Origin of the sequence: Litorivita pollutaquae (assembly GCF_003205515.1) — a bacterium.
Lineage (GTDB): Bacteria > Pseudomonadota > Alphaproteobacteria > Rhodobacterales > Rhodobacteraceae > Litorivita > Litorivita pollutaquae.
Map to the genome: position 1 here is coordinate 40,121 of NZ_KZ826489.1, position 13,435 is coordinate 53,555.

The following is a 13,435-nucleotide window of genomic DNA, read 5'->3' on the forward strand; positions in this document are numbered from 1 at the left end:
GATCACTCGTCTTTGAGCGTCATCAGGAAGGCAATAACATCTTCGATCTGCGCCGCGCTGAGCAGCGGATCAAGCGGTCCCTCGGCGGCCTTGCCGGTGTAGGCATTGCCCGGGCGATTAAACCCGTCGACCTTATAATAGGCCGGCATCACCGAGCCTTCGAACGGCATTTTGGCATTCACCAAAATCCCGCGCAGCTCGGCCTCGGAATAACGATCCCCGACCCCGTCAAGCAGTGGCCCGACCTCGCCGTGGAATGGCGCGTCCTTAAGCGCCGTCACCTCATGGCAGGCGATGCAATTGCCCTGACCTTTGTCCTTCATAATCGCGGCACCATTGGCCGGATCGCCCGGCGCGCCGGTCAAGGATACGCCGACCGCACCCTCGTCGAAGGTGACATCTGCGGGCGCGACCGGGTTGGCAAATGCCGCCCCCGATGCAACCAGCGTTGCCACCAGTGTAACTGTAGAAAGCCTCATGTTTCCTCCCATGGCTATCGTTTCTCGGCTAGGATAGCTCCGTATACCGTAGTCCACATCATGTCCCCATGACAACTACAAATTCACAATATTGAATTTACTTATATTTACCGCCCCGCATCTTCAGCAACATGCTGCGGCGGCATGCGGGGTCCCTTTACCCTTGGTCAAACACCCTCACTGCGGGCGCCCCTCGCAACCCCCAAAGACACTGGATCCATCCGCCCGCACGTTCTATTCGCCGCCGGTTTCCGCCAGTTTACGCGCATGATATTTCTGGAAGGTCTCCTCGCCCGCATAGCCTTTTTCCTTCACCCATGTCAGCAAATTAAGCGTGGTATGCTTGCCAAAGGCGCCCGGCACCTGTGCAACCGCGACCTGCGGCGCCGCGCCCTCGCCCACCTCTTCGGGAAAAAACATCATCGTCGGGGTGAACATCAATCCCCATTTGCGCACCATGTCCTTTTCCGACAACGTCTCGCCATCGAAATCGGTCACCTCGACATCGCCATACATATTGATCTGGATGAAGAAGAAATTTTCTTTGATGTAAGAATCAATCGCAGGAATTGGAAAGACCTCTTCATGCATTTGAGTGCAGTAAATACACCCGCGCTGCTCGACGATCAAAGCGAGGCGCTTGCCTTCGGCATTGGCCTCTGCCAGATCCTCGCGCAGATCCTTGAAGGTGTCGCGCATCCAATCGGTTTTGTGCAACCCGTCGTCGCCAAGCGTGCCCGCCAGCACCGGCAGCGCCGACAGCATAAGCGCCGCGCCCGTCATCATTATCCGTTTCATCATCTTCCCTCCTCCTGCGCGCCGCGCGCCTACGTCCTGCCCCAACGGGGTCTAACCAAGAGTGCCAAAGCTCGGAAACCACTCAATCATTTTCTGCGCGATATAGTTCACGCTATTGGTGGCAATCAGCAGGGCAAACACAATCAGCATCACCCCCATCGCCTTTTCCACATAGGCCATATAACGCCGGTTACGCGCCAGCCAATTCAGGAACGGTTTGGCAAACATCGCCGCCACCACAAACGGCGCGGTCATCGCCAAGCCGTAGACCAACAACAACGTCCCGCCGCGCCACAAATCCCCCATCCCCGAGGCCACCATCAAGATCGACGCCAAGGCCGGCCCGACGCAGGGGGTCCAACCGAATCCAAAGGCCAAGCCCATCACATAGGCGCCCAACACCGTGGTCGGTTCGGATTTACTCTCGATCCGCGCCTCGCGGTAAAACAACCCGATCTTAAAAACGCCCAAAAAATGCAGCCCGAACAACAGCAACACCGCCGCCGCAACATAGCTCAACGGTTGCTTCCACTGCGCAAAAGCCTGCCCCAAAGCGGTCGCACCGAGGCCGAGCAGCACAAAAATCGTCGTCACCCCAAAGGCGAAGAAAACCGACGACGCGATCAATCGCCGTTGCGTGCGCGGCGACACCCCGCCTTCGCTGCGCAGTTCTGCCATCGACGTGCCCGCCATATAGCACAGGTAAAACGGCACCATCGGCAAGATACAGGGGGTGAAAAACGACAAAAGCCCCGCGAGCGCCGCACCGGCATAAGTGATTTCGAGCATGGAGCCTCCTTGAGTCATTCACACATTCACATTATGTTGTGCGTAAACTGACAGTCAATCACAACACGACATCGCAAAGACCACAGCCCTTATGCGCGCCGCCCTTTACCTTGCCAAGACACCACCGCCGCAGCCCCTGTCCGGGGGGCTGCGCAGGCTCTTGCGCCACGGCATCGCGGCGGTCGCGGCGGCCTTCCTATGGGGCGGCGGCGCAACGGCAGACGCGGCGGAACTGCTGATGGTGGATCGTCCCGGATGCCCCTATTGCATCGAATGGGAGGATAAAATCGGTCCGATCTATCCCAAATCAGCGGCCGGAATATTCGCGCCGCTGCGTCATATCGACATCTCGGATCTACCACCGAAAGACATCACACTTACCCGCAGCGTCGCCTTCACCCCGACCTTTCTATTGATCGAGGATGCACGTGAAATCGGCCGCATCGAAGGCTACCCCGGCGAGGATTTTTTTTGGGGCCTGCTCGAAAAAATGTTGCGGGAGGAAACGGATTTTGACGGGTGACACCTGCACCCTAAAGGCGCCGTAACATTGCAGACTGCGCACGAAATTGAGCCGCAGACGTTAACAACATGGCCCAAAGGCCCCATAATGGCGCAAAACGCACCAAAGAGAGCGCCGCGGCAAACGGCCCACACCGATGCCGCCGCAAACCAACGAGGACCGGATCATGGGATTGCCCATCATCAACGACACCATCACCGAAGCGGAAATGGACCGCATCGTCGAAAGCGCCACTGACGCTTCGAATTTCCTCAAAGCGGTGAGCCATGAAGGCCGCTTGATGATTCTGTGCCATTTGGTCACCGGCGAAAAATCCGTGACCGAGCTCGAAGAGCTGCTCTCGGCGCGGCAGGCTGCTGTCAGCCAACAGCTCTCGCGCTTGCGTCTTGAAGGTCTGGTCATCCCGCGCCGCGAGGGAAAGGCGATCTATTATCGCTTGGCGGATGACCGCCCCAAACGCATACTGGAATTGGTGTATGAGCTATTTTGCGACACCGGCGACAAGTGATCGCCGCCGCAGCACGAGACACATGACCGCAAGGCATTGACTGGGGAGGATCTGCCATGCTTGAACCCGCGAGCGACGCGCTGATGGTGACATTGGTCGGCCTTTTCGGCGGCATCCTGTTGGGGCTTGCGGCGCGATTGGGCCGGTTTTGCACGATGGGCGCGATCGAAGATCTGCTGTACGGTGGATCGGACCGGCGAATGCGCATGTATATCCTCGCCATCGGCGGCGCGATCACCGGCAGTTTCGCACTGCAATCTTTGGGGCTTTTTGACCCCACCGGCTCCTATTACCTATCGATCCGCTTCATGCCACTGGCCGCGATTATCGGCGGGCTGTTGTTCGGCTATGGCATGGCCTTGGCGGGGAACTGCGGATACGGATGTATCGCCCGATTGGGCGGCGGCGACCTACGCGCTTTTGTTATCGTTCTGGTCATCGGTGTGTCGGCCTACTGGACGCTGATGGGCCCGCTGGCCATCCTGCGCAACCGGTTGTTTATACAAGAGGATGTGACATCGGACTTACCGCCGGGGCTGGCGCATCTGTTCTCCGAAATGTTGGGACTACCTGTGCCGGTGATCGGACTGTTTTTGGGACTGGTGATCTGTATCGGCGCCCTCGCCAATCGCGGCTTTCTGCGCGATCCTAAAGGCATTTTTTGGTCCCTCGTCGTCAGCGCCGCCATCGTGTCGGGGTGGGCCGGCAGTTTTCACGTCGCCACCACCGGATTTAGCGACCTGCCCGTTGTCTCGCACAGCTTCTCCGCCCCGGTTGGCGAAAGCCTGCTCTACGTCATGACCGGCAGCGCCCGCGCGCCCTCTTTCGCGGTCGGCTCGGTTATAGGCGTGGCGCTTGGCGCCTTCATCGGCTCCCTCATCAAAGGCCACTTCCGATGGGAGGCCTGCGATGATCCGCGCGAATTGCGCCGCCAGATCATCGGCGCAACGTTGATGGGCATCGGTGCGGTTCTGGCGATGGGCTGCACCATCGGTCAGGGGCTTTCGGCCTTTTCGGTGTTGGCCTTCTCCGCGCCGTTGACCTTTGCCGCGATTTTCGCGGGCGCAGCGTTGGGATTGCGGCAACTCATCACCGGATTTCAACCCGCCCAATAACGCGAAGGACACGACATAACCGCAAGGCGATATTCGATAATTTCGCCACGGCCGCGCAGCAATTCACAGCCGCGCGTCGCGCCCCCTTGGCGCGGCCCCGCCCCTTGCCTATAACACCCGCAAAAGCGCGGCCTCCCGCGCCCGCTCAAGTCAAAGGATGGCGATATGCGCAGCGCAAAGATCACGCGGACCACCGCCGAAACCGAGATCACCGTCGAGATTAATCTTGACGGCACCGGCGTCTATGACAACCAAACCGGCGTTGGGTTTTTCGACCATATGCTCGATCAATTGGCGCGCCACTCCTTGATGGATATGACCGTGCGCGCCAAGGGCGATTATCACATCGATGATCACCACACCGTCGAAGACACCGGCATCGCATTGGGCCAAGCATTGACCAAAGCGCTCGGCGATAAAAAGGGCATCGTGCGCTATGGCGCGTGCCTTTTGCCAATGGATGACGCCTTGGTGCGGGCGGCGCTTGACCTGTCGGCGCGGCCATTTCTGGTTTGGAATGTTGATCTGCCCACCGCGAAAATCGGCGCCTTCGATACCGAGTTGGTCCGCGAGTTTTTCCAAGCCTTCTCGACCCATGGCGGCATCACCTTGCACATCGACCAATTGCACGGAATCAACAGCCACCACATCGCCGAAGCCGCATTCAAGGCCGTCGCCCGCGCCCTGCGCGATGCGTTGGAAACCGATCCGCGCAAAGCAGATGCCATTCCCTCGACCAAAGGCGCGCTCTGAGCCGCAGACCGGAGAGACCCCATGACCACGGCAATTGTGGACTACGAGAGCGGCAACCTGCACTCGGCGCAAAAGGCATTTGAACGGATGGCCCGCGAAGGCGGGCATGGTGATGTCATCGTCACCTCGGACCCTGATGCGGTGCGGCGCGCCGACCGGATCGTGTTGCCCGGTGACGGGGCTTTTCCGGCCTGCCGCGATCAGTTGTTCGACCATTCGGGATTGTTCGAAGCCACCCAAGAGGCGGTGATTGCGGGCGGAAAGCCCTTTCTGGGGATTTGCATCGGCATGCAAATGATGGCCACCCGTGGCCTCGAATACCGCGAAACCGCAGGGTTCGATTGGATCAAGGGCACGGTTGAGAAAATCACCCCCAAAGATCCCGCGCTCAAAGTGCCGCATATGGGGTGGAATGATTTGATCATCGACCATCCGCACCCGATTTTCGACGGCATCAAAACCGGCGATCACGCCTATTTTGTCCATTCCTATCATATGCATGTGGCGGATACCGCCGAACGGTTGGCCTATGTGGACTATGGCGGTGACATCACTGCCATGATCGGCCGCGATAATATGATCGGCATGCAATTCCACCCCGAGAAAAGCCAAAAAACCGGCCTGCGGTTGATTGCGAATTTCCTCGGATGGGCCCCATAACCCGGCATGAAACAGGGCACCCGAGGCGCCCCGTCAAAACCTATATATCTAAGGATGTGCCGTGCCGCATGACTGCTTACTTTGCACGCGTCCAGACTTGCTTTTTGCAAATCGGACCGACACAGCCGGACACATTGAGCACATTGCCCTTCATCGACATTTTGGATTTATAGACCTTACCCGACGAGGGCTGCCAGATTTTGCCGCCCGAATAGGCGCCGCTACCTTTGGCTTGCATGTCCCAGACAAGTTTCTTGCCGATGCTGTCCGATTTAAATTCGCCGCCCGAATTGAATGTGCGCGTGATATGACCGCATAGCGCAGCGCCGCATGGGGCGATGTTTACATGGGCATAGGCCCCGTCATCGACTGCGGTTTTCCAAATGCCTTCAACCGGATCGGCCATCGCCGTGCCTGCAAAAAGGCTCAACACCAGACCAAGTGCAAAGTTTCTCACTATTTTCCTCCCAACAACCTTCACGCGTCGCAGCGCAAAGCATCGCTCCTCATGGCAACAGATCGTCAAATCCTGCGCGGCGCGGTGCCGCAAATCAAGAAGATCTTCGCAAGTGAACCTGAACCTCGCGCCACGTCACCTTAGGCCGCCCGCCGCGCCGATGCGGATATCATAGCGCCTCTTTGCTTTTGCCCCCCAATCATGCAAAAGCAGCCCAACACGATGCGAAAGGCCGAAATCATGATCCTCTACCCCGCCATTGACCTCAAAGACGGCAATGCCGTGCGCCTCGTGCATGGCGACATGGAACAAGAAACCGTGTTCAACGAAAACCCCGCTGCACAGGCGTTGGAGTTCGTCGAAGCTGGCTGCGAATGGTTGCATTTGGTCGATCTCAACGGCGCCTTTGCGGGCGAACCCGTCAATGCCGCGCCGGTCGAGGAAATCCTCAAGCAATGCAAGGTGCCGGCACAATTGGGCGGCGGCATCCGCGATATGGCGACCATCGAGCGTTGGCTCGAAAAAGGATTGCAACGTGTGATTCTCGGCACGATCGCTGTGGAAAACCCCGATCTGGTACGCGACGCTGCCCGCGCCTTTCCGGGGCATGTGGCCGTTGGTATCGATGCGCGCAATGGCCGCGTAGCGACCAAAGGATGGGCGACGGAAACCGATATCATGGTCACAGATCTGGCCAAATCCTTTGAAGACGCCGGCGTTGCCGCGATCATCTATACCGACATCATGCGCGACGGCGCGATGAAAGGCCCCAACGTCGAGGCCACTGCCGATTTGGCCCGCGCCGTGTCGATCCCCGTGATTGCCTCGGGCGGCGTGTCCTCCTTGGACGATCTACGCAACCTCAGAAATTGCGGTGCATCGCTGAACGGGGCGATCTCGGGCCGCGCGCTGTATGACGGGGCGATTGACCTTGGCGAGGCTTTGGCCCTACTCAAAGCGTAATCTCTGCCCATCTTACCAAAGGCGAAACCGATAACATGCTGAAAACCCGTATCATCCCCTGCCTTGATGTGGCCGATGGCCGTGTGGTCAAAGGCGTGAATTTCGTCGGCTTGCGCGATGCCGGTGATCCGGTGGATGCGGCGCGCGCCTATGATGCGGCGGGGGCCGATGAATTGTGTTTCCTCGACATCCACGCCACCCATGAAAACCGCGGCACGATGTTCGATGTGGTCAGCCGCACCGCCGAACAATGCTATATCCCGCTGACCGTGGGCGGCGGCGTGCGCACCCCTGCCGATGTGCGCGCGCTTTTGCTGGCGGGGGCCGATAAAGTCTCGTTCAATTCCGCCGCCGTGGCCGACCCCGATGTGATTGCCGCCTCGGCCGATCAATTCGGCAGCCAATGCATCGTGTGCGCCATTGATGCCAAAACCGTCGAAGAGGGCCGCTGGGAGATTTTCACCCATGGCGGGCGCAAACCCACGGGCATTGACGCGGTAGAATTTGCGCGGATCGTGGCGGCCAAGGGCGCAGGGGAAATTTTGCTCACCTCGATGGACCGCGACGGCACGAAATCGGGATTTAACCTGCCGTTGACCCGGGCAATTTCCGATGCGGTGGACGTGCCGGTCATTGCCTCCGGCGGGGTTGGCACGTTGGAGCATTTGGTCGAAGGCGTCACCAAAGGCGGCGCCTCTGCGGTCTTGGCCGCTTCGATCTTTCATTTTGGCGAATTCACCATTGGCGAGGCCAAAGCGCATATGGCCGCCGCCGGTATCCCGATGCGTATTGAAAGCTGAGGCGTAGAAAATGGCATTTACATTGAATGACTTGGAGGCCGTCGTCGCAGCGCGCGCATCGGCATCAACCGACGAAAGCTGGACCGCGAAACTGCTCGCCAAAGGGCCGGAAAAATGCGCCGAAAAATTTGGGGAAGAGGCGGTCGAGGCGATCATCGAGGCGGTGAAAAACGACCGAGAGAAGCTGACATCGGAAGCGGCGGATGTGTTGTTTCACCTGCTGGTGATGCTGAAATCGCGCGATGTGCCTCTGGCCGATGTGATGGCCGTATTGGAGGCCCGTCAGGGACAATCCGGCATCGCAGAAAAAGCTGCGCGCTAGATCACAGCTTCGACGAAATCACACCGGTATTAAACCCGCCCATGCGCAATTCGCCAAAAAGCCGTTGATGCTCAATCTTCGGGCAACGGTTCATCACCACATCCACCCCGCGTGCACGCGCCATTTCTGCGGCCTCATCATTGACCACACCTATTTGCATCCAGATGGCTGAAAGGTCAGGAAATGAGGCCAAAGCCTCCTCGACAATCGGCGGCACGTGTTCGGAGCGGCGGAAAATATCAACCATATCCACTCCACCGTTGATCTCTGAAAGGCTGCCGACAACCTTCTGCCCAAAGAGCATTTTTCCGACATGGCCGGGATTTACGGGGATCACGGTGTAACCCTTGAGCGACAGATAGCGCGCCACATAGTAAGAGGGGCGCACCGAATTCAATGACACGCCAACAACCGCAATGCGGTTGACCCGTGTCAGGATAGATTTGAGATAATCGTCTGAATATGTCTGGCTCATGCAACCACCCTAAAACGGCATTTAAACTTGGGCAAACGATATACTGCCTTGGTAGAAAAAGGCCCAAGGCACGCAGCCTTGGGCATTCAGTTGCGGAACGAGGGACAGTGAAGAAGAGCGCAGGGTTCCATCTTGCGCCCGTGCTATATCACTTAGGCAACACGCCTTATAAAAAAAGAGGATGTAATAAATCTGTGAACGCGGCGCAGGCTCAAGCCGGCAATATTCCGCCCACCCCTGCTCTAGGGTTTGGCCGCATAGAGCGCCACAGCCGCCGCATTCGACACGTTGAGCGACCCGAATCCGGCCGCATAATCGATCCGCACCAAGGCATCGCAGGTCTCTTTGGTCTTTTGCCGCAAACCTGGCCCCTCGGCCCCTAATACCAAAGCCACGGGCCGGTCGCGTTTTCCCTCAAGTGCGGCATCGATTGTCACCTCGGCCTCGCCATCCAGTCCCAAAACCAAATATCCCATGTTTTTCAATTCGGTCATCGTATCGGCCAGATTGCGCACCCGCAGATAGGGTTGCCGCTCTAATGCGCCGCTGGCGGTTTTCGCCAAAGCACCGGTTTCGGGGGCGCTGTGGTGGCGCATCCCGATCACCGCCGAGGCGCCGAACACTTCGGCCGACCGCAAGATCGCCCCGACGTTATGCGGATCGGTCACCCGGTCGAGCAGAACCACACGCGGGACCACGCCTTCGCGGCCCAAACAACATTCCGCCACCGGCCCCCAATCCAAAGGCTTCACTTCCAGAACGGCGCCTTGATGCACCGATTGCGGATCAAGCGGCGGTTTGAATTTGCGCGGATCGACGATCTCGGGTTCCATGCCCGACGCCGCGATGGCCTCTTCCAATTTCGCCTGCGCATTCGGCGTGACCATGAGCTGCAATTTTTTACGTGCCGGGTTTTCAAGCGCATCACGCACCGCATGCAACCCGAACAGCCATACGGTCTCCGCCGCAGCGGCCCGTTTTGATTGCTCTTTCTCAACGACCCATTTGGGTTTTTTCATGGTGCAATGCCCCTATGCGCGCGCGCCGCCGCAGCGGTGCGTGAAATTCTCATGTCCAACGGGCCTTAGCATGGGATTTTCCTGTTGACGACCCAAAGTCGCGCTTGTAATCACCCCCTACTCGAAACGCGGCGCTGCCGTTGATCGGTAAGTGGGCGACAGGCCGCAAGGTGTGGCAGGGGACTGTAACTCCCTCGCGGAGACGCACGCCTGGTTCGATTCCAGGGTCGCCCACCATTTACTCCTTCGACATACTTACCTTGCGATAGCGTCGTAACCGGCCCTGCGATTACCGATCGGTGCCGGTGGAATATCGATCAGGGCATCATGATTTCGCCGCGCACCCATTGACCGCTGCCCTTGCTCAGATCGTCATAGGTTACCTCGACTGCGACGCTGACCACCGATCCTGCGGCAAAGGCGCGATACGGCAAGCCATCCGCCTCGGTAATCGCATTCGGCGTGGCAGAGTTCAAATGGCAAGGCGGCAAGGACCAATCCTCGAATGCGCCGCCATTGATCGAAACTTTCAACTGCTTCAACCCGCAACGCCACGACCACAAATGCGTCACATAAAGTAAATCCTGCCCGTTAAAATCACGCAGCGCGACCCAATTGGCCTGAGTTGCTTGCAAGATCGGCTTGACCTCGCCCGCAGTGGTGAACGCGCCGCTGGGGGTTTGATCCTCTGCGACCATCGCCTCCTGCGCCGCGCCGCTTGCCGCGAAACTGCACATAAATACGCAACGTATAATCCATTTCATCGCACAATCCTTATCATATCAAAAATCATCCTGCTCCGCCCCGCATCAGAGGGGGCAATCGGCTCTTTTACCGCAGGCGCTTCCTCTCCTATACTGCCCGAAAACCTCGGCGGAGAATGCGGACAGCATGGCAGAGCAAAGCGGCACAGATCAACCATTCAATATTGTGATCATCGGCCAACAGGGCCGTTTGATGTATGAGGCCGTGCTGTTTGCCGCCTCATTGCGTGCGCAAAGCCCTGCGTTTTCGGGGCGATTGCTGGTGGCGGTGCCGCAGGCCGGTCCGCTTTGGGGGGATCATGATCCCGCCATTCGCAACGATGATGTTCTCGCACAGCTGAAAGAACTCGACGCCGAAATACTACCGTTTGAAAGCAAGCATTTCGGCGCCACCTACCCCTATGGCAATAAAATCGAAGCGCTGTCCGCTCTACCCGAGGGCGAAGCATTTGTCTTTTTCGATACCGATACATTGATCACCGGTGATGTGACGCAAGTGCCGTTTGATTTTGACCGCCCAAGCGCCTCCTTACGCCGCGAAGGCACATGGCCAAAGCCGGAGCTTTACGGCCCGGGTTACACCGGCCTGTGGAAATCGCTTTATGACCGCTTTGATCTCGACTTCGAAGGCTCGCTCGATCTGAGCCAGCCAGACGAATACTGGCGGCGCTATCTTTATTTCAACGCCGGTTTTTTCTTTTACAAATGCCCGCGCGTCTTTGGCGACCTCTTCTTGCGCTATGCTTTGGACATCCGTGACAACCCGCCGGTCGAACTTTGCGCACAAAGCTTTGATCCTTGGTTGGATCAGATCGCCCTGCCCCTTGTGATCCATGCTCTTGGCGGCGGGCGCGACACATTGCCAGACGGATTGATCGATGGCGCGGTGAGTTGCCATTACCGTGTCATACCGCTGCTCTATGCCCGCGAAAGCGACCATGTGGTCGAGGTGCTCGAAACGATCACCCAACCGAACAAAATAAAGAAGGTCCTGAAAACCTTCGAACCTTATAAGCGGCTGATTTATCAAGGGCGCGGCCATAAGGTGCGGGCCATGTTTGACCGCGATCACCTGCCGCGCCGCGAACAGGCCCTGCGCAATCAAATCAAACGCGCCGGATTTTGGATGCGCTGATCGAAAAGCCGCCCCTACAGACCCTTGCAAGCATTTGATTAAAAACGAATTTCAAGATGTATGGGTGGAGCCCCCCATGGCACGACCGGCGGCCCCTCAAACCACACCGGTGATATAGGGCGCAGCTCTCCCCCCACGCCCCGATGCCATCAGGCGATCCGCCAAACCCCGCCATGCGGCACGCGGCAAACCGTCCCGAGATGCGGCATCGGAGCAAGTTACCTACCCGCATGCCCCGCCTATACCGGCCTCATCACATGCCCCGAATGCATGTGAAGCGGAGACCTGAAACCCTTGAAATCCACCCCGGTGTCTTGCCGCTCCTCTGCAGCAATATCCACCGCAGATCATCAACGCTGACCGAAAGCAAAAGGTACAAAGTTTTTGCGTGGCACCTTGGCATTTCCGGTATTTTTGACGAGAGTGCGGCGACCATCACCTGCATGGGCCAATCTACGCAAGCCGCGACCGCGGAATAGGGAGAAAAACGATATGACACATGGTTTCGACACGCTGCAAATCCACGCGGGCGCACGCCCCGATCCGGCCACCGGCGCGCGGCAAACACCGATTTATCAAACCACCGCCTATGTGTTCCGCGATGCCGATCACGCGGCGGCGTTGTTCAACCTGCAAGAGGTCGGTTACATTTATTCGCGCCTCACCAATCCCACCGTTGCCGTGCTGCAAGAACGCATTGCCACGCTCGAGGGCGGCGCCGGTGCGGTGTGCTGTTCGTCGGGACATGCGGCGCAGATCATGGCGCTGTTCCCGATCATGGCACCGGGGCGCAATGTTGTTGTCTCCACGCGTCTTTATGGCGGCTCGATCACCCAGTTCAGCCAAACAATCACCCGCTTTGGATGGTCCGCCAAATTCGTCGACACAGATGATCTGGACGCGGTCAAAGCCGCCATCGATGACGACACCCGCGCGGTGTTCTGCGAAAGCATCGCCAATCCGGGCGGCTACGTAAGCGACATTCCGGCGCTGGCCAAAATCGCCGATGCGGCCGGCCTGCCGCTTATCGTCGACAACACCTCGGCAACGCCCTACCTATGCAACCCCATCGCCATGGGGGCGACCCTCGTGGTGCATTCGATGACCAAATACCTCACCGGCAATGGCACCGTCACCGGCGGCGTTGTGGTCGACAGTGGCAATTTTGATTGGTCGGCATCGGATAAATTCCCTTCGCTCAGCGAACCAGAGCCCGCCTACCACGGCCTCAAGTTCCATGAAACCTTTGGCCCGTTGGCCTTTACCTTTCACGGCATTGCCATTGGCCTGCGCGATCTGGGCATGACGTTGAACCCGCAAGCGGCGCATTACACGCTTATGGGGATCGAAACCCTGTCCTTGCGGATGGAACGCCATTGCACCAATGCGCAAACCGTGGCCGAATGGCTCGAAGGCCATGACGCCGTGGCAAAAGTCACCTATGCGGGTCTGGCCTCTTCGCCCTATTTTGATCGCGCCAAGGAGTTGTTCCCCAAAGGCACCGGCGGGTTGTTCACCATCGCGCTCAAGGGCGGCTATGATGCATGCGTCAAATTCGTCGAATCCCTTGAGATTTTCTCACATGTGGCCAACCTTGGCGACACGCGCAGCTTGGTGATTCATCCGGCCTCGACCACCCACCGGCAATTGTCCGAGGATCAACAAGTCGCCGCAGGCGCAGGCCCCGATGTGGTGCGCATTTCCATCGGGATCGAGGATGTCAAAGACTTGATCGCCGATCTGGAACAAGCCTTCGAAAAAGCCTCGGCATAACGTATCGTTAGAATGCAAACTTCACGTCGCCATCTGCGGGTGGCGGCGTGTTTTCCTTCCCCTCGGCGGGAAGCTGCTGTAAAATCGTAGATGCGCTGCCAA

17 protein-coding genes and 1 tRNA gene are annotated in these 13,435 nt (G+C 58.2%); 11 read left to right on the top strand and 7 right to left on the bottom strand.

Annotated features, from left to right (window positions below; genetic code table 11):
• Window positions 1-2: 2 nt before the first annotated feature.
• From soxX to DI396_RS13585, 3 genes are all read right to left on the bottom strand, one after another.
• Window positions 3-479, bottom strand: coding sequence for a sulfur oxidation c-type cytochrome SoxX (soxX, locus tag DI396_RS13575; protein ID WP_110796751.1), 477 nt, complete (start codon window positions 477-479; stop codon window positions 3-5).
• Between the two features lie 234 nt (window positions 480-713).
• Window positions 714-1,277 (bottom strand): thioredoxin family protein, encoded by a 564-nt coding sequence (locus tag DI396_RS13580; RefSeq protein ID WP_110796820.1) that lies wholly within the window; start codon window positions 1,275-1,277, stop codon window positions 714-716.
• 51 nt (window positions 1,278-1,328) lie between these two features.
• Window positions 1,329-2,066 (bottom strand): cytochrome c biogenesis CcdA family protein, encoded by a 738-nt coding sequence (locus tag DI396_RS13585; protein WP_110796752.1) that lies wholly within the window; start codon window positions 2,064-2,066, stop codon window positions 1,329-1,331.
• 91 nt (window positions 2,067-2,157) lie between these two features.
• On the opposite strand from DI396_RS13585, the gene DI396_RS13590 reads away from it, so the two are divergent.
• The 5 genes from DI396_RS13590 (at window position 2,158) to hisH (ending at window position 5,625) form a co-directional block, all read left to right on the top strand.
• Entirely contained in the window at window positions 2,158-2,589 is a 432-nt protein-coding gene (locus DI396_RS13590; RefSeq protein WP_235851877.1) for a thioredoxin domain-containing protein, read from the top strand.
• A 166-nt stretch (window positions 2,590-2,755) separates the two neighbouring features.
• Entirely contained in the window at window positions 2,756-3,097 is a 342-nt protein-coding gene (locus DI396_RS13595) for an ArsR/SmtB family transcription factor (protein ID WP_110796822.1), read from the top strand.
• Window positions 3,098-3,153: 56 nt separating this feature from the next.
• A complete protein-coding gene (locus DI396_RS13600; RefSeq protein ID WP_110796753.1) occupies window positions 3,154-4,212 on the top strand; it encodes a YeeE/YedE family protein in 1,059 nt (352 codons plus the stop codon).
• 165 nt (window positions 4,213-4,377) lie between these two features.
• Entirely contained in the window at window positions 4,378-4,965 is a 588-nt protein-coding gene (hisB, locus tag DI396_RS13605; protein ID WP_110796754.1) for an imidazoleglycerol-phosphate dehydratase HisB, read from the top strand.
• A 21-nt stretch (window positions 4,966-4,986) separates the two neighbouring features.
• Entirely contained in the window at window positions 4,987-5,625 is a 639-nt protein-coding gene (hisH, locus tag DI396_RS13610; protein WP_110796755.1) for an imidazole glycerol phosphate synthase subunit HisH, read from the top strand.
• A gap of 76 nt (window positions 5,626-5,701) precedes the next feature.
• Here hisH and DI396_RS13615 read toward each other — a convergent pair whose 3' ends face one another.
• The gene (locus tag DI396_RS13615; RefSeq protein ID WP_162617229.1) at window positions 5,702-6,082 is read right to left on the bottom strand and encodes a DUF2147 domain-containing protein; all 381 of its coding nucleotides are present in this window, start codon (window positions 6,080-6,082) and stop codon (window positions 5,702-5,704) included.
• 240 nt (window positions 6,083-6,322) lie between these two features.
• On the opposite strand from DI396_RS13615, the gene hisA reads away from it, so the two are divergent.
• Genes hisA through DI396_RS13630 form a run of 3 tightly spaced genes read left to right on the top strand, consistent with a single transcriptional unit; the run spans window position 6,323 to window position 8,167 of the window.
• Entirely contained in the window at window positions 6,323-7,045 is a 723-nt protein-coding gene (gene hisA / locus DI396_RS13620; protein ID WP_110796824.1) for a 1-(5-phosphoribosyl)-5-[(5-phosphoribosylamino)methylideneamino]imidazole-4-carboxamide isomerase, read from the top strand.
• Between the two features lie 35 nt (window positions 7,046-7,080).
• A complete protein-coding gene (gene hisF / locus DI396_RS13625) occupies window positions 7,081-7,845 on the top strand; it encodes an imidazole glycerol phosphate synthase subunit HisF (protein ID WP_110796756.1) in 765 nt (254 codons plus the stop codon).
• A gap of 10 nt (window positions 7,846-7,855) precedes the next feature.
• Window positions 7,856-8,167, top strand: coding sequence for a phosphoribosyl-ATP diphosphatase (locus DI396_RS13630; protein WP_110796757.1), 312 nt, complete (start codon window positions 7,856-7,858; stop codon window positions 8,165-8,167).
• 1 nt (window position 8,168) lies between these two features.
• On the opposite strand, the gene DI396_RS13635 is transcribed toward DI396_RS13630, so the two are convergent.
• Together DI396_RS13635 and rlmB are read right to left on the bottom strand one after the other, a co-directional pair.
• Window positions 8,169-8,642, bottom strand: coding sequence for a CoA-binding protein (locus tag DI396_RS13635; RefSeq protein WP_110796758.1), 474 nt, complete (start codon window positions 8,640-8,642; stop codon window positions 8,169-8,171).
• A gap of 242 nt (window positions 8,643-8,884) precedes the next feature.
• Window positions 8,885-9,661 carry a 23S rRNA (guanosine(2251)-2'-O)-methyltransferase RlmB gene (rlmB, locus tag DI396_RS13640; protein WP_110796759.1) on the bottom strand — a complete coding sequence of 259 codons (777 nt, stop codon included), beginning with the start codon at window positions 9,659-9,661 and terminating at the stop codon, window positions 8,885-8,887.
• A gap of 153 nt (window positions 9,662-9,814) precedes the next feature.
• Here rlmB and DI396_RS16450 point away from each other — a divergent pair.
• Window positions 9,815-9,898, top strand: a tRNA-Tyr gene (locus tag DI396_RS16450).
• An 80-nt stretch (window positions 9,899-9,978) separates the two neighbouring features.
• Here DI396_RS16450 and DI396_RS13645 read toward each other — a convergent pair.
• Entirely contained in the window at window positions 9,979-10,425 is a 447-nt protein-coding gene (locus DI396_RS13645; protein ID WP_110796760.1) for a hypothetical protein, read from the bottom strand.
• A gap of 127 nt (window positions 10,426-10,552) precedes the next feature.
• On the opposite strand from DI396_RS13645, the gene DI396_RS13650 reads away from it, so the two are divergent.
• Both DI396_RS13650 and DI396_RS13655 read left to right on the top strand, forming a co-directional pair.
• Window positions 10,553-11,560, top strand: coding sequence for a hypothetical protein (locus DI396_RS13650; RefSeq protein ID WP_110796761.1), 1,008 nt, complete (start codon window positions 10,553-10,555; stop codon window positions 11,558-11,560).
• Between the two features lie 492 nt (window positions 11,561-12,052).
• A complete protein-coding gene (locus tag DI396_RS13655; RefSeq protein WP_110796762.1) occupies window positions 12,053-13,333 on the top strand; it encodes an O-acetylhomoserine aminocarboxypropyltransferase/cysteine synthase family protein in 1,281 nt (426 codons plus the stop codon).
• Window positions 13,334-13,435: the final 102 nt, after the last annotated feature.

Excerpts from the sequence above, each read along its gene's own strand:
- soxX (WP_110796751.1), bottom strand. The coding sequence starts at position 479 with ATGAGGCTTTCTACAGTTACACTGGTGGCAACGCTGGTTGCATCGGGG.
- DI396_RS13580 (WP_110796820.1), bottom strand. The coding sequence starts at position 1,277 with ATGAAACGGATAATGATGACGGGCGCGGCGCTTATGCTGTCGGCGCTG.
- DI396_RS13585 (WP_110796752.1), bottom strand. The coding sequence starts at position 2,066 with ATGCTCGAAATCACTTATGCCGGTGCGGCGCTCGCGGGGCTTTTGTCG.
- DI396_RS13590 (WP_235851877.1), top strand. The coding sequence starts at position 2,158 with ATGCGCGCCGCCCTTTACCTTGCCAAGACACCACCGCCGCAGCCCCTG.
- DI396_RS13595 (WP_110796822.1), top strand. The coding sequence starts at position 2,756 with ATGGGATTGCCCATCATCAACGACACCATCACCGAAGCGGAAATGGAC.
- DI396_RS13600 (WP_110796753.1), top strand. The coding sequence starts at position 3,154 with ATGCTTGAACCCGCGAGCGACGCGCTGATGGTGACATTGGTCGGCCTT.
- hisB (WP_110796754.1), top strand. The coding sequence starts at position 4,378 with ATGCGCAGCGCAAAGATCACGCGGACCACCGCCGAAACCGAGATCACC.
- hisH (WP_110796755.1), top strand. The coding sequence starts at position 4,987 with ATGACCACGGCAATTGTGGACTACGAGAGCGGCAACCTGCACTCGGCG.
- hisA (WP_110796824.1), top strand. The coding sequence starts at position 6,323 with ATGATCCTCTACCCCGCCATTGACCTCAAAGACGGCAATGCCGTGCGC.
- hisF (WP_110796756.1), top strand. The coding sequence starts at position 7,081 with ATGCTGAAAACCCGTATCATCCCCTGCCTTGATGTGGCCGATGGCCGT.
- DI396_RS13630 (WP_110796757.1), top strand. The coding sequence starts at position 7,856 with ATGGCATTTACATTGAATGACTTGGAGGCCGTCGTCGCAGCGCGCGCA.
- DI396_RS13635 (WP_110796758.1), bottom strand. The coding sequence starts at position 8,642 with ATGAGCCAGACATATTCAGACGATTATCTCAAATCTATCCTGACACGG.
- rlmB (WP_110796759.1), bottom strand. The coding sequence starts at position 9,661 with ATGAAAAAACCCAAATGGGTCGTTGAGAAAGAGCAATCAAAACGGGCC.
- DI396_RS13645 (WP_110796760.1), bottom strand. The coding sequence starts at position 10,425 with ATGAAATGGATTATACGTTGCGTATTTATGTGCAGTTTCGCGGCAAGC.
- DI396_RS13650 (WP_110796761.1), top strand. The coding sequence starts at position 10,553 with ATGGCAGAGCAAAGCGGCACAGATCAACCATTCAATATTGTGATCATC.
- DI396_RS13655 (WP_110796762.1), top strand. The coding sequence starts at position 12,053 with ATGACACATGGTTTCGACACGCTGCAAATCCACGCGGGCGCACGCCCC.